Origin of the sequence: Natribacillus halophilus (assembly GCF_900100185.1) — a bacterium.
GTDB lineage: Bacteria > Bacillota > Bacilli > Bacillales > Marinococcaceae > Natribacillus > Natribacillus halophilus.
The window spans coordinates 175,081-193,886 of the sequence record NZ_FNEN01000004.1 but is presented as its reverse complement, the minus strand read 5'-3'; the positions used below and the strand labels follow the sequence as shown (position 1 = coordinate 193,886).

The window sequence follows — 18,806 nt, the reverse complement described above, 5'->3', positions numbered from 1 at the left end:
TTTACCTACCCAAAATCAACTTCCCCTTCGCCACAAGCGGTTATCATAAACACTATTGGAAGTACAATAGTAATTATAGACCATTTCCTGTTTTTCATTTCTTACCCTCCTCGTACAATATCGATCCCAGGTGATGTGCTAGTCATCTCCCCTAAAATACAAATCAGAACAGTATATTTTATAGTTGCTGTATAGTAAGCCTATCATTAAACGTTTCTTCTAGTTTCTTCTAGTTTCTTCATAGTAATATACTTACGCTTCCCATCTTGATAGAGTTAGAAGTATCATACTGTAATCATTTTAGGTTAAACCATATGTTCAAAGATAAACGTCGAGAGATGAATAGAACAGACCCTTGATTGAATGCTTTCAATGATTATATCCTTTCTAGTTGTTCACTTTTTTTCATAAATTCTTTTTTAAATCCCATGGAAGACTTTTGAAATAGACTTTTATCCATCTTCTTCACTTGGGGGTGTATCAATGGTCGAAATTTCATTTGCTTTAATATATCTTCTTCAAGGGATATTCCCGGTGCAATTTCTGTAAGCATGATTCCATCCGTTGTCAGCTTAAATACAGCCCGTTCCGTTACATAAAGTACCTCTTGCTTTTGGTCTCTTGCATAATCTCCACTGAAAGTTACTTGATTTAAGGTGTCGACAAATTTTATAAATTTGCCTTCTTGAGTAATCCGAAGTTCCCCACCCTCCATGGCAACTTGTAAACCGCTTGCCGTAAAGGTTGAACAGAAAATGACTTTCTTGGCATTTTGGGTAATATCTATAAATCCACCACAACCTGTTGTTACCTTTCCGAATTTACTGACGTTGACACTTCCGATACGGTCAAATTCAGCGCCCCCCATAAAGGTGATATCAACTCCTCTGCCATTATAATAATCAAATTGATTGGCATGCTCAATAATCGCTTCCGGACTTCTTGATATTCCGAAATCCGTACCCCCGAGGGGGATGCCGCCGATAGCTCCAGATTCAACTGTTAGATTAATATACTGAAGAATGCCCTCTTCACTAGATACGGGACCGACCATATCTCCAGGAATACCAGTACCAAGATTTACAATAGCCTCGGGAAACAATTCTTGAACAGCCCTGCGTCCAATGACTTTTCTTACATTTAACGGTTTGGGCTCCATTTCCTGATCCGGAGCTTTTTTTGCTCCAGTATATATTGGTGTATAAAAAGACCCGGACGTTTGGCGGTGATTGTTTTCCTCATCTTTCGTTTCAACAATATAATCAACGCATGTTCCCGGAATAATCACATCTTTCGCAGCAAGCGTGCCTCTTTTTACATAGTTCTTTACTTGAACGATGACCAAACCACCATACCTTTTTGTCGATTGCGCAACAGAAAGTGTTTCCAATTTGAGCGCTTCATCTTCCATTGTAATGTTCCCAAATTCATCAGAAGTTGTTCCACGGATGATACAAGCATCTATGGGAACTTGATTATAGAAAAGATACTCTTCATTCTTGATTTTAAGGACATCAACTAAGCTTTCTTTTTGCAACGCTTTTTCATTGACTCTGCCGCCTTCTAAACGTGGGTCAATAAAAGTTCCAAGACCAACTTTTGAATATGTGCCCGGTTTTCCACCAGATGTGTCTCTAAATAAATGAGTCAGTTGCCCTTGTGGTAAACAATGTGCCTCGACTTTGTTCGCAGATATTAGGTCCCCCCATTTTGGTGCCAATCCCCAGTGTGAGCCGATAATTCTTTCTACAAGACCTTCATGGGCTAAATGCTCTATCCCGTTTTCCCGATCACTATGGCCTGCCGCATGAAGAAGGGTTAAGTGATTTGGAGAACCCTCCCGTAGAAAGTTTGATTCAATCTCCCGCAAAATATCCTCGCATGCACCCATAAGGGTAAAGCCGCAGACGGCCAAAGTATCTCTATCTTTTATATTCTTAATAACATCATAAGGCTCAATTTTCTTTCCTTTCATACTTATACCTCCATACCAACGATTCAAGAAGTCATATAAAGCTACATGGAAGGGAAAAGCAGTAAATCAAGGAGATATTTCCATTAAGACCTTCCTGTTACGTGTTACCCAGACTCCTTAATTGTGAACAGGCTCTACTTTTTGTCCATTTTTATCGTATTGATAGAATCCTCTACCACTTTTAACACCATAGTTCCCCGCTTCTACCATTTTCTTTAGAAGTGGGCATGGCCTGTATTTAGAATCACTGAAACCTTCGCATAACCCTTCCATCGTTGCTAGCAAGACATCCAGTCCCACGAAGTCTGCCAACGTGATAGGACCCATACGATGATTAGCTCCAAGTTTCATCGCTTCATCTACATCCTCGGGCTTCGCTCCTTCCATGACGCAGAAAATGGCTTCATTGACCATAGGAATCAACAAGCGATTGACGAGAAATCCGGGATAATCATTACACTTTACTGGTTGTTTCCCAATTTCTAAAGCAAATTGCATCATATCCTTAACTGTTTTACTTGATGTCATGATTGAAGGGGTGACTTCAACAAGCTTCATGATTGGAACAGGATAGAAATAATGAAATCCGATCACCTGTTCTGGTCGTTGGGTGGCTGCTCCGATGGAAGCGATTGAAAGCCCGGAAGTATTGGATGCCATTAAGGCATCTTTAGGTGCCTTGTCGTCTATTTCTTTAAACACATTTTTTTTCACGTCCATGATTTCCGGTACGGCTTCAATGACAAGTTGAACATTACGAATGGAATCAAGATCCACTTCTAGGTTGACTTTCCCGAATACTTCATCTGCTTCTGCTTGCGTTATTCTTTCTTTTGTTACTTTTTTGTTTAGCTGTTTCTTTATCGTTTGGAGGCGTTGCTCGCCTCGTTGTTCATCAATCTCAACCAGGGTTACCTTCTTACCGGCTTCAGCTGCACTTTGTGTGATACCAGCACCCATAAGCCCACCACCAACAACGGCAATTCGATTAATCAACTGTAATCACCTTTCTTCGTTGTTTTAAAGAACCATTCCTCCGCCTACGTTGATTACTTCTCCCGTAATGTATCCCGCTTGGTTCGATGACAAAAATGCGATACAATTGGCAACGTCTTCTGGATCCCCCGGTTTCCCCATAGGGACTTTTTCTACCATCGTTTCCCATGCCTTTTCTGGCATCGACCGTGTCATGTCCGTATCAATGAATCCGGGGCAAATGGCATTTACCGTAATATTCTTTTTCGCAAGTTCTCTAGAGGCAGTTTTAGTGAGTCCAACAACACCTGCTTTCGCTGCAGAATAGTTTGCTTGGCCAATGTTACCGAGCCAGCTTGCGGAGGATATATTTATGATTCGACCTCGTTCTCTTTCTCTCATGTGCTGTGATGCCGGTTTCATAGTATTAAATACCCCGGTTAAATTCACATCTAAAACTTGCTGCCACTGCTCATCATCCATTTTATGGAGCATACCGTCTCGATTAATACCAGCATTATTCACCAGAATATCAATCTGATTATGAGTAGAAATGGTATATTCGATCAGACCCACAGCTTGCTCCGCGTTTGCAACATTACATAAGTAACTGTTTGCTTCCCCCCCGTTCTGGCGAATGATCTCTACCGTATTTTCTGCCTCGTCCTTCTGCAAATCACTCACAACGACATGAGCGTTTAGATCGGCAAGTTTTAACGCAATACCCTTACCGAGTCCTCGGGCGGCACCAGTTACCACAGCAGTCTTACCCTCTAAATTGACCATCATTATCCCACCCTTAACCTTATTGATTTATTTCAAACAAAGTCGCAATTCCTTGCCCTCCCCCAATACACATAGCGGAAATCCCACGACTTTGGTTCCTTCGTTTTAGTTCATGAAGAAGTTTTACAGTAATAATAGCTCCAGAAGCCCCAATAGGATGACCCAGTGCAATTGCTCCTCCGTTAACATTGACCTTTTCCTCAGCAATATCTAAGTCATTTAAAACAGCTACTGATTGGGCTGCAAAAGCCTCATTCAATTCCATTAAATCAATATCATTTAATAAAATGTCACTTTTTTCCACAATTTTATTGACTGCCGGGGTTGGTGCATACCCCATCACTTCCGGATCTACCCCAGCTACGCTTTGCTCACAAATATAAGCCATTGGAGTTAAACCAAGCTCTTCCGCTTTCTCCTCGGCCATTACTACCAGAGCGGCAGCTCCATTGTTCACTCCGGAGGAGTTTCCAGGAGTTACCGTTCCTCCTTCTTGGAAAACAGGGCGCATTTTACCCAATTTTTCTACACTTACTCCTCTGCGCGGGTGTTCATCTGTATTGATAGTTTTTATGTTTCCTTTTCTATCAGTGATTTCTACCGGAACTATCTGGTTGTTAAAGTATCCTTCATCAATGGCGTTTATCGCATTTTGCTGGCTTCTCATCGAAAAGTTATCCTGGTCATCACGACTAATACCATAACGTTCGGCAACCTTTTCCGCGGTTACACCCATATGATATTGACCAAAAGGGTCTGTAAGAGCCGTCAGTAAACCATCCTCAAGTTCGCCGTGGCCCATCTGATAGCCATACCTTCCTTTTCGTACATAATATGGAAGCTGATCCATATTTTCAGTGCCACCCGCCACAACCACATCAGCTTGATTAGTTTGGATTTGTTGAGCTGCATTATTAATCGCCTGTAATCCAGACCCACATAAGCGGTTTACGGTGAAGGCATTTGATGAAGTGGGCAAACCTGCACGCAATGCACTCATTCTGGAAATAAAGGCATTTTCAGCTACCTGCCCAACACATCCCAAGATTACTTCATCGACCTGGTTATGATCGACCCCTCCTCTTTCTAAAGCTGAACTAATGGCTATTGCACCAAGGTCAGCAGCGTGAACATCTTTTAATTCACCACCCATAGTTCCTATTGGTGTTCTGGCAGCGCTTACAATTACGACGTTCCTCATTTTAAAAAAACCTCCCATTTATAGTATTGATAAAGTGCTTGATCTCTCTATCAATTTTGGATCTAATAATATTTGTTGATGTGAATAATTCCCTTTATTCTTGATCAGCTCATTTAATAATTCAAACCCTCTCCTTCCAATATTCCTAGATTGGACGTCAACAGTTGTCAATGGTATTCGGAAGTCTTTCGAAAATGGAATATTATCAGCTCCTATAATTGATATTTCTTCTGGAATTTTCGCTCCATTATCTAAATAGCCTCTTGCGACAGCAAAAGCCATCATATCACTAGCAGCGAAAATTGCTGTGGGTCTTATATCTTTAGGCAATTCATACAATTTTTTTGCTATTTTATAAGTTTTATTACTATCATAATCCCCGTCTATAATTAGGCTTTCGTCAATTTTCAAACCATGGTGATTCATTGCTTTACGAAATCCTTTTTCCCTATCAAAACTGTTTTGTCTTTTGCCACCCACAAAAGAAATTCGTTCATGGCCAAGTTGTATTAGCTTCTCAGTTGCAGTTTCTCCCACCTTTATGGAATCGACACATACCATACTATGATTGTAGTGAGCTGGTGCACGATTTATTAAAATATACGGAATGTTTTCATCCTCAACAAGTTTAAGTGTATTAGATTCATGATTATCAACTGTGCTTAAAATAATGCCATCAACACCTTGGTTTAGCATCGATTCTAGCAATCGATATTCTTTGTCCTCATCATCCCCTGTTGTGCTTAAAATCAAATTATAATTCTGCTGATAAGCTAAATTTTCTATTCCTTTAAGCATATTAGGATAGAATGGATTCGTCAGTTCAGTCACAGTCACACCTATAAGGTTCGTTTTTTTTCCTTTCAACCTCCTTGCAACACGATTGGGACGGTAATTTAACTCTTCAATTGAATCTTCTATACGCAACCTTAACTCTTCACTCACATACTTATTCTGATTAATAACTGCTGATACTGTGGCTGTAGATACACCTGCTTTTTTGGCTACTTCTTTAATACTAGTCATGTGATCCTCAACTTTCAATACAGTCGTTGCTAATATTACCCACTTCGCATTATTATAAGCAATCATAAATACTTTTCTAAAAAAACGTTTAGCTAAACGTTTAACTATAAATTAAACTACATAGACCATACTGTCAAGAGATATTTAAAAATTTTTTTCAGAAGTCAAATGTAAAAAGCATTAAATACATATCATGAGCTAAAACTTCAGTTTTATGGAGTAGGCGCTAACGGAAAGACAATGTTAAGTAAAAACCCCGTATCCCTTTTCATGTCATAGGCTTCCGGATCAAGTTGGCCGAAAGGTGGACAGCTCAATTTCTCTTGCCATTCCCCGAAAGACAATAGAGTAAGTAAGGTTAAACGCCTTTTTGCTTTGGTGGCGTCATAAATTTCTTAAATTCCAATTTTTATGGCGTCATAGACTTGGGGTGACACAAATAACTGATCGGATTCTAATATTATGGCCACATTAGGCTCCACGGTGACGCTATTATCTACCCTAATCCCAATTATTATGGTTTCTTGGATCGCGTCGATGGGATGCGTTCAAAGGCCGTTAATTGCTCGGATAAACCGAGTTTCCGAACCCTATCTCACCCCCGCTCATAATCCACCCGCCCAAACCACCGATACCGCCGTCTCGAAAAATAACGATAAGCGGGCGAGCCAAGCACGCGTGTGAACGGCATATACATCAGTATGGCGACGGGAAATGTGGCCGGCAGCAACGATAGGAGCTTACGCACGGTGTTGTAGCCGGTCAAAAGCTGTTTATCCGTCGTGAGCATATAAATTTCATCATACATATTTTTGTAGGCGTTGGCTTTTTCCCGCGTCGCTTCGCTCACTTCCTGCACGGGGAACCAGTCGACGGCGTCCAGCCAGTCGAGCTTTTGTAAAATAAACTTCACCCAGCGACAGAGCGGGCACTCGGCATCATAAAAAACGACATGTTTGTCCATCGAACGACCACCTCTTTTTGCTACCGTACCACGAAAAAGCAGATGCGCCAACGCGCACCTGCTTTGCTCAAAAACTAACACCCCTGGTCGTCGCTTTCATCCTCGTCTTTTTGTTTCCTTACTTTTTTCGTCATATCCTTGGCCATCGCGTCGGTCTGCTGGACCGAGTGAAAAACGCCGAATTCCCCTGCCAGTTCTTCTTTGTAGCTGTCTACGAAATCCTGGCTAGCTTCTACATCCAATAAATTTTTATTCTTAGCCACACATAAAACCTCCTTTTGGTTTTAGTGTGTACGGATTCAGGGATTTTACGCTTCTCTTGCCGAGACCGGCTGGAACGAGCGACGGTGTACGGGACATGGCCCAAGGCTATCGAGGGCTTCCAGATGTTCTTTCGTTCCGTAACCGGCGTTGCGGTCAAACCGATAAGCGGGGTATTGGTCATGTAATGTTTTCATATATGTATCCCGGGTCACTTTCGCGACGACGGAGGCAGCGGCAATGCTCACGCTTTTGGCATCCCCTTTGATTAGCGGCGTTTGCGGAACATCAAGCGGTAAGTCCATGGCGTCGATCAGAAGGTGGTCAGGTGGATGCACTAAATCTTTTACAGCGCGCACCATCGCCTTACGGGAAGCTTGATAAATGTTGATCTCATCGATTTCCTCAGGCGAAGCCATCCCGATGCCAACATCACCGGCAGTAACGATTTCATTATAAAAAAGTTCCCGCTGCTCGGCTTTTAACATTTTCGAATCCGTTAGTCCCGGCAATTCAAATGCGACAGGCAAAATAACCGCTGCTGCCGTCACCGGCCCGGCTAGCGGTCCTCTCCCCACTTCATCAACGCCCGCCAGTTGGGCGCCCGGAAAACTGAACCCACTTTCGTACACGCGCATGTCTCTAAACTGTTGCAGCTGCTGGGCTTCCCGTTCACGAATGCGTTCGTAACGAACGAGCAATTCCTGAACCCCTTTTCGCTCATCCACGCGCAGTTCTTCCAGCCAAGTTTCCGCTGGCGCAGTTTCCGCGAATAGACGCTCCTTGATTTGCCTGATGGATAATTTTTTCGCCAAGCGGCATTCACCTCTTTCTTTTATTCAGGTTTCTCTAGTGAAATGGGACCCAGTTTTTCGGAGCGGAAATCACGAAGGATCACTTCCGCCGCCTGGTCAAAATCGACATCGCCGCCGGCGATGAGGCAGCCCCGCTTGCGCCCGATCGTTTCAAAGATGTCCACCCCTTCGCTTGGCAGTTCGGACAAGTTGTAGCGCTCCTCCAGTGCTTGCGGATACCACTTTTGCAGCTGTTGAATTAAATAAAGAACGACGTCCTGAAAGTCGAGGCGTTCATCTTTAATCGCGCCCGTGATCGCAAGTTTATAGCCAACCTCCTGGTCTTCGAATTTCGGCCACAAGATTCCGGGCGTGTCGAGGAGTTCCATTTCGTTGCTCACTTTCAGCCAATGATTGCCGCGTGTCATCGCGGGCCTGTCTCCTGTCTTGGCTTGATTTTTACCGACGAGGCGATTGATGACGGTCGATTTGCCCACGTTTGGCACGCCCACGATCATAGCGCGCACCGCGCGTTTTTTTATCCCTTTTTTTTGCAGGGCTTGCATTTTCGGTTGCGCCAGTCTTTTCACTTCCTGAATGAGTTTGCCTGACCCTTTGTTATGCTTCGCGTTCATGAGGACGACGTTTTCCCCGTTTTGTTCAAAATGTTGTTGCCATTGTTTTGTGACAGTTTCATCGGCCATGTCTGTTTTGACCATGGCGAGCACTTTGGGGCGATCGGACAGGACATCATTGAGGACCGGATTACGCGATGCCTGGGGAATACGGGCATCGGCCAGTTCAACGACCACATCCACGCGCTTGATCCATTCCTGGAGCTCGCGCGTCGCTTTGGCCATATGACCCGGATACCATTGGATCGTCATGTGTGTCACCTCCCTAAAGTTTTATCAGCTAAATAAAAAAGAGCCTGGGCCGCCCAAGCTCTTCTTGCGATCATTAACGAAGTTCCTTGACTTTCGCGGCTTTTCCTTGCAGTTTCCGCAAGTAATATAGTCTCGATTGACGAACGCGGCCGCGACGCTTCACTTCGATTTTGTCAATGATAGGGGAGTGGACAGGGAATGTCCGTTCAATGCCAATGCCGGAAGTGGCTTTACGTACGGTGAACGTTTCGCTCACGGAACTTCCGCGGCGTTTTAAAACAACGCCCTGAAACACCTGAACACGCTGGCGTGAACCTTCCACAACTTTCACGTGTACGGCTACCGTATCTCCCGGACGAAAGTTAGGAACGTCATCTTTTAGTTGTGATTTATTCACTTCCTGTATCAAATGGCTCATTTTAGTTTTCCTCCTTTCTTCTCGGATGCTCTTACGGGGTTTTTCTCCTTCCGAAGCGGAACATCGGATTCAAAAGCGTGTTGCCAAGATAAATCATAGCATAGGGAACGCCGTTCAGCAAGAAATGATTTCACGAATCGTTCGGGAGTCATTGCCAGCAGCTGCGGTTGGAATACTTTTTCAGGACACGTTGTCCGTTTCACGCTCCAACGCCTCCGATTAAAACACTACTATCGATCCTACGCCATCATTGCTCTTCAAATTCCCGGAGCCACCTTGTTTCTTCCGCATCCAGCTCGCGCCCTGCAAGCAAGTCGGGACGCCGCTCCCATGTCCGCCGCAATGTCTCCTTCTTCCTCCACTCTTCAATATGGGCATGGTTGCCGGATAACAATACCTCCGGGACTTCCATGCCCCGAAAATCGGCGGGCCGTGTATAGTGGGGGTGCTCCAACAGGCCTGTCGTGAATGATTCTTCGTGCGCTGATGTCTCATTACCCAGCACACCCGGCAGTAGACGAATGACACTGTCGGCTACGACCATGGCCGGCAATTCCCCTCCCGTGAGGACATAATCACCGATGGATATTTCTTCGTTCACGACCGAACGGATGCGTTCGTCATAGCCTTCATAATGCCCACAGATAAAAATCAACTGCTCCTCTTTTGCCAGGGCTTCTGCCTTTTGTTGGGAAAACGGAGCCCCTTGCGGAGTGAGCATAATGACGCGCCCACTGCTCGCCACATCATCGATGGCATCGACCAACGGCTGGGCGCGCAGCACCATCCCCGCACCGCCGCCGTAAGGGTAATCATCCACCTTGTTGTGCTTGTTATCCGAATACGCGCGAAAATCAGTAACCTCGTACTCGGCAGCGCCTTTATCGCTCGCCTGCTTCCAGATCGAGGATGCCGTGATCCCCTGAAACATCTCCGGAAAAAGGGTGAGAAAATGAAGCTTCATTCCTCCAACAGCCCTTCCAACAAGTGCACCGTTACACGCCGATTTTCGATGTCTATCGCTTGCACCACCTCTGACGTGTACGGGAGCAGCAAGTCCTTCCCGGCTCGCTCGACCACCCAGACGTCATTGGCGCCGGGAGATAGAATTTCGCGCACCGTGCCAAGATGATCACCGTCATCCGCGTAAACGTCCGCTCCGATGATTTCATTATAGTAAAATTCATCTTCCGGCAAGGGTTCACGCCGTGATTCATGGACTTCCAGATCTCCGCCTTTTAACGTCTCCGCGTCCGCTTGTGTTTCATAGCCTGTAAAAAGAAGCAGATAAAATTGTTTATGTTCGCGTTTAGCCTGAATTTCGAGCATAACCGTGTCCCCATTTTCTGCTACGAATCGCAGTTCGGAGCAGACGGCAAAACGATCCTCGGGAAAGTCTGTTGTAGCAATGACGCGTACTTCCCCGTTCACGCCGTGTGTATTTACAATTTTCCCAACGTGAAAATAATCAGTGTTGGACGCTGTCATCCCCGTCTTCTCCTTTGGAACGAATCTCGCGGACGATATCATCCTCGATAATAATCTCATCTTCCAGCCGGTGTGTGGCCCAGCGGTCTCCGACCTGGACATCCGTGAACCTTTTCACGGTTTCACCGGTGACAAGTGAACCTGTCGGCAAGGTTTTGACTTTGCTTTCCCTAAAGTTCAAGCTTTCAATCCGTTGCCTGCGCTTGTTCAGTTCGGACGTAAATCTTGATTCAATCGCCGATTTATTGCGGGAATTCGATTCTTTTAACTGCTTTTGATACTGGAACTGCAATTGTTCGTTTTCGGTATTCAGGCGCTCTTTCTCGGAAGCGATTTTTTTTAATAGTTTCTCGCGGTAATCTTCGGTAAGGACGTGGCGAACGAGTACATTTTTTTCAATTCTCATTGCTTCACCTCGTTTGGATTCAGGGAGTGAAAAAAGGAAGGCAGAGCCTCCCCCGTCTAATCAGCAATATTGAGTCGGACTTTGCCCTGGTTTCGGCTCGCAGCTGTTAGCACATTCCGGATCGCGCTCGCGACCCTCCCTTTCTTGCCGATGACTTTCCCGATATCTTCCTCGTGTACGTACAGGGTAAGGACGATGATTCCATCGATTTCCTCTTCTTTCACATCCACGTCATCAGGGTAGTCCACAAGTGCACGGGCAATCGTTAAGACGAGTTCTTTTAGCATAAAACGGCCTACTTGCCGTTTTTGGCGTGATGAACTTTTTCCATCAGGCCTTGCTTGGAAAAGAGATTGCGCACGGTGTCTGATGGTTGCGCCCCTTCGAGCATCCATGTAAGCGCCCGTTCTTCATCCACTTTGAAATCCGAGGGTTGGGTAAGCGGATTGTACGTGCCGATTTCTTCAATGAAACGACCGTCCCTTGGCGCACTGGATTCCGCGACGACGACGCGGTAAAACGGCCGTTTCTTCGAGCCCATTCTTTTTAAACGAATTTTTGTAGCCATTGTATATTCCTCCATTTTTCTAGTAGTCACATATTCACATTTGCATATTATAAATAAGTTTCCCTGGCTTGTAAAGGGTTTTTCCTTTCCATCCTTCTCAACGCATAAAGGGCATTTGCATGCCGCCTTTGCCTTTGCCTTTCTTTTTGCCGCCGCCGGAAGACATTTGTTTCATCATTTTTTTCATGTCCTCGAATTGTTTGAGCAATTTGTTTACATCCTGGACCGATGTGCCGCTTCCTTTGGCGATGCGGCGCTTGCGGCTCGCGTTCATCAGCTTGGGATCCTGCTTTTCTGCCCGAGTCATCGAGCGGACGATCGCCTCGACGCGGTCGATCTGGCCTTCATCCATTTGCATGTTTTTTAGGCCTTTCATTTTGCTGGCACCCGGGAGCATCCCGAGTAAATCTTCGAGCGACCCCATGCCTTTCACTTGTTCCAGTTGTTCCAGGAAATCATCGAAGGTGAGGTCGGCATTGCGCATTTTCTTTTCCAGCTCTTTGGCACGCTCTTCATCCACGTTCGTCTGCGCCTTCTCGATCAGGGACAGCATGTCTCCCATGCCGAGAATACGCGAGGCCATGCGTTCGGGATGAAACGTTTCCAGCTGGTCGATTTTCTCGCCCATCCCCGCGAACTTGATCGGCTGGTCGGTGACCGCGCGAATGGAAAGAGCCGCACCGCCGCGGGTGTCTCCGTCCAGTTTTGTAAGGACGACGCCGGAGACGGGGAGTTGCGCGTTGAACTGTTCCGCAACGTTGACCGCATCCTGACCGGTCATGGCGTCGACGACGAGAAGGACCTCATGGGGCTCTACCGCGTCGCTCATTTTCTGCAGCTCTTCCATGAGCGCTTCATCCACATGCAGACGCCCGGCCGTATCGAGGAGCACATAATCATGGTTTTCCGCTTTGGCCTGCTCGACGCCTTCCCGGACGATATCTACCGGGTTTGCGTCTGTGCCTTTGGAAAAAACAGGCATGTCCAATTGCTTCCCGAGCGTATTCAACTGGTCGATGGCCGCCGGGCGGTAGACGTCAGCGGCGACGAGCATGGGATTGCGGTTCTTTTCCTTGCGTAAGTGATTGGCGAGCTTCGCGGCGGTCGTCGTTTTCCCCGACCCTTGCAGACCGACCATCATGACGACCGTTGGGGCTTTGTCCGCCTGGGCCAGTTTGCTTTCTTCTTTTCCCATCAAGTCGGTCAATTCTTCATTGACGACTTTGATGACTTGCTGGCCGGGGGTTAAACTTTTCATCACCTCTTGCCCGACGGCCCGCTCCCTGATGCGATTGACAAATTGCTTGACGACTTTGAAATTGACATCGGCTTCGAGGAGCGCCAGGCGGACTTCCCGGGCCATCTCCTTGACATCCGCTTCACTGACCTTCCCCTTGCCTTTAATCTTCGACATCGTCGCCTGCAATCGTTCAGCTAAACCTTCAAAGGCCATTGTGTCCCCCCCTATTCTTCAGATCGTTCCAATGCGTCGATGATGGAAAAAAAAGCAGGTGATGTTGACGCGTCAGCTTCTTCCCGAAGTTTTTGATAGAGCTGTTGGCGTTGGCGATAACGCTCGTCCAACCGCAATTTCGCTTCGTATTCTTCGAGTACCTGTTCACTGCGCCGGATGTTGTCATACACCGCCTGGCGACTCACGTTAAAGTTCTCGGAAATCTCACCGAGGGAGTAATCATCGTAGTAGTAAAGGTGTAAATAATTGCGCTGTTTCTCGGTTAATAGAGGGTGATAAAAATCGAACAGCGCGTTCATTCGCATCGTTTTTTCCAGCAATGGCTTCACCTTGTTCATCTGTTAAGTGTAATGCCTTTACAAGGATACAGGGGAAACCTTGAAATGTCAAGGTTTCCGATCACATCTTTGGCTGAAACGTTGACGACCTAATGGCATTCGTCATAACACGTTAGATCGCCATATGCCCTGGATGACGACCTAACGGCTTCCGTCTTGACGCGTTAGGTCTTCATGAGCCTTGGTTGACGACCTAACGGTCTCCACTATAACTCGTTAAGTCGCCAATGACCTAACTCTAGCCGCGATCGTCATCCTCCGCGAGTTCCCGGAACAGCCCATACGTAAACTGTTCGGCATCAAACGGCTGCAGGTCATCAAGCCCTTCGCCGAGGCCGACGAATTTCACCGGAATATCGAGTTCATTGCGAATCGCCAGCACGATGCCCCCTTTCGCTGTTCCGTCCAGCTTCGCAAGCGCGATGCCGGAGACATCTGTGGCTTCTTTAAACGTTTTCGCCTGGGTCATCGCGTTCTGGCCCGTCGTTGCATCGAGAACGAGAAGGACCTCGTGGGGGGCCGACGGTATTTCGCGACTGATGACTCGTTTCACCTTTTCCAGCTCTTTCATCAAGTTCACTTTGTTTTGCAAGCGTCCGGCCGTGTCGCAAAGCAGGACGTCGGCTTTTTTGGAACGGGCGGACTGGATGGCATCGTACATGACGGCCGCGGGATCCGAGCCTGCTTCCTGCTTAATGACGTTCACGCCAACCTCTTCGCCCCAGACAGCCAGCTGTTCAATGGCGCCGGCCCGGAACGTGTCTCCTGCCGCCAGGACGACGTTTTTGCCTTCGGATTTAAAGCGGTGGGCGACCTTGCCGATCGTCGTCGTTTTTCCGACCCCATTGACTCCGACAAACAGAATGACCGTCATGCCTTCGTCATTCATATTCAGGGTGTAATCTTCGCCGCTATAGTCGAGTTTGGCGGTTAATTTTTCACTAATGATCGGCAATACGTCCCGGGGTGACTTGACATTTTGCCGTTTCACTTCCGTACGGAGCTCTTCGGTCACTTCCATGACGGTGTGGACCCCGACATCGGCAGATATGAGCAGTTCTTCCAGTTCTTCAAAAAAATCTTCATCCACTGTCCGATATCTCGCCGCCAGCTCGTTCATCTTCTCCGCGAAAGAATGGCGCGTTTTCTCCAGGCCATCCTTGAATTTCGTAGTGACGGTATCGGTTTGTGATGACACGCGTTCTTTTAGTTTCTTGAAAAAGTTCATGCAGTGTCGCGTCCTCCATTTAAAATTTTTTTACCGGCGATCTTGGGTCGGTTAGCGGCGAACTCTCCTCATCCGCCTGTCTGCAACACGCCTTCGGCTTCATCATAGGCGTAATCTTCCAGCTTCACGGATACGAGGCGGGAGACGCCTGATTCTTCCATGGTTACGCCGTATAAAATGTCGCTGGCGATCATCGTTCCTTTGCGGTGGGTGATGACGATAAACTGGGTTTGGCTGCTAAAGGTGCGTAAATAATTGGCAAAGCGGTCCACGTTTGCCTCATCAAGGGAGGCTTCGACTTCATCAAGGACGCAGAACGGCACCGGGCGCACGTGCAGGATCGCAAACAGGAGGGCGATGGCGGTCAGGGATTTTTCTCCGCCCGAAAGCAGACTTAACGATTGCCGTTTTTTCCCGGGCGGGCGCGCGTAAATGTTGATCCCCGTCTCCAATAGATCGTCGGGGTCTTCCAACAGGAGATCCGCTTCCCCTCCTCCAAACATAGCCGTAAATGTCTCCTGAAAATACGTGCGAATCAAGGCGAAGGTTTCATTAAATTTGCGGGTCATCTCTTCATCCATTTCCCGGATGACCGTTATGAGCGTATCCCTCCCCTCTGTTAAGTCTGCCTGCTGCTCCGTTAAAAACTGATAGCGTTCATTCACGCGCTCGTATTCATCGATAGCTCCTATGTTTACGCTGCCGAGCTCGTCAATACTTTTTTGCACGAGTTTTAAACGTTTTCGCGCGTCCTCCACCGTTTCTTCCTCGAAAGAAGGCCGTTGCCGGGCGGCTTCATAGGAAATCTCATAATCGGCCTGCAAACGTTCGAGCCGCTGGTCCAGTTCCATATCGAGGTGTTGATATGAGACCTGTAATTGGTAACGATTCTCTTCCGCAGCAGCCACACGGTTTTCCAGCGTTGAAAGCTGGTGCTCCTTCTTTTCAATCGCGCGTTGCTGTTCTTCCCGCTGTTGCTTCAAAGCATCGATTTGTTGTTCCAGTTCGCTTTTGCGTTGCTTTAACTGTTCGATCTCCTGATCGAGAGAGTCGGAGCCCCCCTCGACTTCCTGCAGGCGTTGCTCGAGGTTCTCCCGTTCTTTTGTGGCGGCTTGCAAATCTTTCTGCTCAGCGGCAACATCACTTTTCAGACGGTCTACCGTTTGTCTCTGACTGTCCATTTGTTCTTTTCTCGCCGCAGCCTGTATGCGCAACTGGGTAAACTCTTCCTGCAAAGCCTGTTCGGATTCTTCCTGCTCTTCCTTTTCTTTTTCCTTCGCATCTATGTCTGCCTGCAGCCGTTCATTTTCTTCCGTTTCCCTGGCTACTTTCGCCTCCAGGTCTCTCATTTGCTCAGCCCATTGGGCTTGTTCCGCTTCCAGTGATTCCTTTTCCTTCCTGTACAGGGAAAGCTCCGAGTTCATTTTACCCGATTCGGCCTGCAAGTGAACGTGGGCTTCTTTCGCCTCCGCCAGGCGTGTGCGCAGATCGTCGACGGTTTGACGGTGATCGCTCACCGCTTTGTCGGCAGTTTCTACTTTCTTCTTTACAGCGGCTACATTTTTCTCGAGTTTTTCGGTTTCCGCGTCCAGTTGTTTTAACTTTTCTTCCAGTTCTTCTTGTTCCCGTTGCCGACTTAACAGTTCCATTCCCTTGCGCTTGTCGCTGCCACCGGTCATGGAACCGCCGGGATTAATAACCTCACCATCGAGCGTTACGATGCGGTTGCGGTATTGCACCATGTTTGCCAGGCGGTTCCCGCTTTCCAGGTCAACAGCGAGCACCACATGGCCGAGGAGATTTTCGATGACATTCGCAAACCGTTCATCAACCGTAAGCACGTGTGCGGCCACACCGCAAAATCCTTCATCTCCGCGTAATCGGTCCAGCACGGCGCCCGGGATATACCGCGGTTTCATAACGGTGCGCGGTAAAAATGTAGCCCGTCCTTGCCGATTCATTTTTAAAAATTGAATCGCCTGGCGCGCGTCTTTCTCCTGTTCCACGATCACGTGTTGCATCGTCGCGCCCAATGCGGTTTCCACCGCTTTTTCAAAACGTTGTTCCGTTGCAATCAACGCCCCTACCGCACCGTGAATCCCTGCCAGCTTCTGTGCTTCCCCGGCTTGCAGAACCGCCTTTACGCCTTGATAGAATCCGGCATGTTCTTCGTCCATGCGTTGCAAAAGCTGTAAGCGGGAGCGGGCATCTTCACCTTTACGGTAGTTTGCATATAACTTTTGTTCAGCATCATTCTTATCTTCCTGCACTGCCGTCAAATGGGTTTGAGCTTGTTCATACGATTGATTTTCAGTTTGCAGGCGCTCTTCGATCTCCTCGCATTCCCGCTTAGCCTTTTCTTCTTCCCGGACCTGGTCTTCCAGGCGCTCTTGCTCTCCTTCGTTTTGCGAAAGTAACCGTTCCAGCCGCCCCTGGATTCTCTCCTGTTGCTCTTTCGTATAGCGCAGTTCATTTTTGCTCGCTGCCTGTGTATTAAGGGCATCGATATACTTTCCCTTAAGGTCCTCGAGTTCTTTTTCCACATCTGCCTTTGATTTGTTCAATCTTTGCTCGATGGCTTGCAGCTGCTCATTATTTTGTTGTTCCGCGCTTATTTTTTCGTTCAGCGTTTCGGTTTCCTCATCCAGTTGCTTACGTTTTTCTTCCCAGGCTTGCTGAAGCTCGCGGATTCTGCGGTCCAACTCGTCCAGACGCTCGTGGGCATTGCTGCCTCGTTCGACCATGAGGTTGCGATGGCCTTCCTGTTGCTGCAGCGCTTCACTCGTCTCCAGCCATTCGTTCTGCCGCGTATCCAGTTCGCTTTCCAGGTGAGCAAGCGTTTCTTTTTGGCGGGACAGGGCGCCTTTCTCTTCATCGAGGTTCTGTTTTTCGGTTTGCCATTCTTTTTCGATATCGGCCAGCGACTCTTTATATTCTTGCCAGGAGGCGTGCTTCTCCTCGATGTCATGGACGAGAATCCCGATGTCCAACCGTTCTTTTTCTTCCTGGTGCTGTAAGTATTCCTTCGCTGTCGAGGCTTGCTGTTCCAGCGGCGTCAATTGCTCTTCAAGTTCATATAAAATGTCTTGCACCCGATTCAGATTGTCCAGCGTCTCCTGCAGTTTTTTCTCAGACTCATATTTACGGGACTTATATTTTAAAACCCCGGCGGCATCCTCGAAGATCGTTCTGCGGTCTTCCGGCTTCGAGGAAAGGATTTGGTCTACTTCCCCTTGCCCGATCATGGAATAGGCATCTTTTCCCAAACCGGAATCGACGAGCAGGTCGACGATATCCTTTCGGCGACAAGGTTTACGATTTAAAAAATATTCGCTTTCACCGGTGCGGTAAAGGCGGCGGGTTAAGCTGATCTCACTGAAATCGCTCATCATATATTCATCTTCATTGTCAAGTATCAGGGAAACCTCGGCGATGTTGACTCTTTTTCGAGAGTCGCTTCCGGCAAAAATGACATCTTCCATCTTCGCCCCGCGCAGTTGTTTGGCGGATTGTTCACCGAGGACCCAGCGAATGCCGTCGGCCACATTGCTTTTGCCGCTTCCGTTCGGCCCGACAATCGACGTGATCCCTTCGTTAAAATCTATATCCAGGGGAGCGGCGAACGATTTGAAACCGGTCACTTCCAGTCGTTTTAAATGCAAAGGCGCTCCCTCACAATCTTTTTGCCATGAAACCTTTTCAAACAGGCTCATCCCTTCTACAATAGAACTAGAAAAGGAGGCTCGCCATGAACCTTGATGAAGCAACAGAAGAGAATCTGAACTACATTTTTGAAAAACTGCAGGAAAACCTGCAAGTCGTTAACGCGGTTGTTCTCGACCCGGCGTCCTACGACCTCTACTACTACGATGATATTAAGGAGATTTATGACTACGTCACCGGCCAGTCAAACATTAGTGTCAATGAAATGGAGGCCCTCGTTTCCGAGTTGGGAAGGATAAAAGTCGCAAGCGATAAATAACCCCCCGCCCACCTCTCACTTCTCACTTCTATCCC

At 47.4% G+C, this 18,806-nt stretch carries 20 protein-coding genes; 1 reads left to right on the top strand and 19 read right to left on the bottom strand.

The genetic code is table 11. From position 1 onward, the window contains the following. Window positions 1–376: 376 nt before the first annotated feature. From BLS58_RS07135 to smc, 19 genes are all read right to left on the bottom strand, one after another. Complete coding sequence (locus BLS58_RS07135; RefSeq protein WP_090397424.1) at window positions 377–1,975, bottom strand: acyl CoA:acetate/3-ketoacid CoA transferase; 1,599 nt, start codon at window positions 1,973–1,975, stop codon at window positions 377–379. Window positions 1,976–2,092: 117 nt separating this feature from the next. Continuing rightward, a complete protein-coding gene (locus tag BLS58_RS07130; protein WP_090397504.1) occupies window positions 2,093–2,968 on the bottom strand; it encodes a 3-hydroxyacyl-CoA dehydrogenase family protein in 876 nt (291 codons plus the stop codon). Window positions 2,969–2,995: 27 nt separating this feature from the next. Next, window positions 2,996–3,736, bottom strand: coding sequence for a 3-oxoacyl-ACP reductase FabG (gene fabG / locus BLS58_RS07125; RefSeq protein WP_090397422.1), 741 nt, complete (start codon window positions 3,734–3,736; stop codon window positions 2,996–2,998). Window positions 3,737–3,755: 19 nt separating this feature from the next. Continuing rightward, the gene (locus BLS58_RS07120; RefSeq protein ID WP_090397420.1) at window positions 3,756–4,937 is read right to left on the bottom strand and encodes a thiolase family protein; all 1,182 of its coding nucleotides are present in this window, start codon (window positions 4,935–4,937) and stop codon (window positions 3,756–3,758) included. An 18-nt stretch (window positions 4,938–4,955) separates the two neighbouring features. Beyond that, window positions 4,956–6,029 (bottom strand): LacI family DNA-binding transcriptional regulator, encoded by a 1,074-nt coding sequence (locus BLS58_RS07115; protein ID WP_245723083.1) that lies wholly within the window; start codon window positions 6,027–6,029, stop codon window positions 4,956–4,958. A 529-nt stretch (window positions 6,030–6,558) separates the two neighbouring features. Then, on the bottom strand, window positions 6,559–6,927 hold the full coding sequence (locus BLS58_RS07110) for a thiol-disulfide oxidoreductase DCC family protein (RefSeq protein WP_090397419.1): 369 nt from the start codon (window positions 6,925–6,927) through the stop codon (window positions 6,559–6,561). Between the two features lie 74 nt (window positions 6,928–7,001). Next, window positions 7,002–7,190 carry a hypothetical protein gene (locus BLS58_RS07105; RefSeq protein WP_090397417.1) on the bottom strand — a complete coding sequence of 63 codons (189 nt, stop codon included), beginning with the start codon at window positions 7,188–7,190 and terminating at the stop codon, window positions 7,002–7,004. A gap of 45 nt (window positions 7,191–7,235) precedes the next feature. Next, on the bottom strand, window positions 7,236–8,003 hold the full coding sequence (locus BLS58_RS07100; protein WP_090397415.1) for a ribonuclease HII: 768 nt from the start codon (window positions 8,001–8,003) through the stop codon (window positions 7,236–7,238). Window positions 8,004–8,023: 20 nt separating this feature from the next. Further along, complete coding sequence (gene ylqF, locus BLS58_RS07095) at window positions 8,024–8,869, bottom strand: ribosome biogenesis GTPase YlqF (RefSeq protein WP_090397413.1); 846 nt, start codon at window positions 8,867–8,869, stop codon at window positions 8,024–8,026. 73 nt (window positions 8,870–8,942) lie between these two features. Then, complete coding sequence (rplS, locus tag BLS58_RS07090; protein WP_090397411.1) at window positions 8,943–9,287, bottom strand: 50S ribosomal protein L19; 345 nt, start codon at window positions 9,285–9,287, stop codon at window positions 8,943–8,945. 247 nt (window positions 9,288–9,534) lie between these two features. After that, complete coding sequence (gene trmD, locus BLS58_RS07080) at window positions 9,535–10,251, bottom strand: tRNA (guanosine(37)-N1)-methyltransferase TrmD (protein WP_090397407.1); 717 nt, start codon at window positions 10,249–10,251, stop codon at window positions 9,535–9,537. Next, window positions 10,248–10,775 carry a ribosome maturation factor RimM gene (rimM, locus tag BLS58_RS07075; RefSeq protein ID WP_090397405.1) on the bottom strand — a complete coding sequence of 176 codons (528 nt, stop codon included), beginning with the start codon at window positions 10,773–10,775 and terminating at the stop codon, window positions 10,248–10,250. Before rimM ends, trmD begins: the two co-directional genes overlap by 4 nt. Beyond that, on the bottom strand, window positions 10,756–11,181 hold the full coding sequence (locus tag BLS58_RS07070; RefSeq protein ID WP_090397403.1) for a YlqD family protein: 426 nt from the start codon (window positions 11,179–11,181) through the stop codon (window positions 10,756–10,758). The genes rimM and BLS58_RS07070 overlap by 20 nt, the downstream gene beginning before the upstream one ends. A 56-nt stretch (window positions 11,182–11,237) precedes the next feature. Continuing rightward, complete coding sequence (locus BLS58_RS07065) at window positions 11,238–11,468, bottom strand: KH domain-containing protein (RefSeq protein WP_090397401.1); 231 nt, start codon at window positions 11,466–11,468, stop codon at window positions 11,238–11,240. An 8-nt stretch (window positions 11,469–11,476) separates the two neighbouring features. Beyond that, on the bottom strand, window positions 11,477–11,749 hold the full coding sequence (gene rpsP, locus BLS58_RS07060) for a 30S ribosomal protein S16 (RefSeq protein ID WP_090397399.1): 273 nt from the start codon (window positions 11,747–11,749) through the stop codon (window positions 11,477–11,479). 97 nt (window positions 11,750–11,846) lie between these two features. Continuing rightward, window positions 11,847–13,202, bottom strand: a complete 1,356-nt coding sequence (ffh, locus tag BLS58_RS07055; protein WP_090397397.1) for a signal recognition particle protein — start codon at window positions 13,200–13,202, stop codon at window positions 11,847–11,849. An 11-nt stretch (window positions 13,203–13,213) separates the two neighbouring features. Then, window positions 13,214–13,543 (bottom strand): putative DNA-binding protein, encoded by a 330-nt coding sequence (locus BLS58_RS07050; RefSeq protein WP_176764656.1) that lies wholly within the window; start codon window positions 13,541–13,543, stop codon window positions 13,214–13,216. Between the two features lie 256 nt (window positions 13,544–13,799). Beyond that, window positions 13,800–14,789, bottom strand: coding sequence for a signal recognition particle-docking protein FtsY (ftsY, locus tag BLS58_RS07045; protein ID WP_090397394.1), 990 nt, complete (start codon window positions 14,787–14,789; stop codon window positions 13,800–13,802). Between the two features lie 68 nt (window positions 14,790–14,857). Next, the gene (smc, locus tag BLS58_RS07040) at window positions 14,858–18,451 is read right to left on the bottom strand and encodes a chromosome segregation protein SMC (RefSeq protein ID WP_176764652.1); all 3,594 of its coding nucleotides are present in this window, start codon (window positions 18,449–18,451) and stop codon (window positions 14,858–14,860) included. Window positions 18,452–18,537: 86 nt separating this feature from the next. On the opposite strand from smc, the gene BLS58_RS07035 reads away from it, so the two are divergent. Further along, window positions 18,538–18,771 carry a DUF1128 domain-containing protein gene (locus BLS58_RS07035; protein ID WP_090397390.1) on the top strand — a complete coding sequence of 78 codons (234 nt, stop codon included), beginning with the start codon at window positions 18,538–18,540 and terminating at the stop codon, window positions 18,769–18,771. Window positions 18,772–18,806 lie beyond the last annotated feature (35 nt).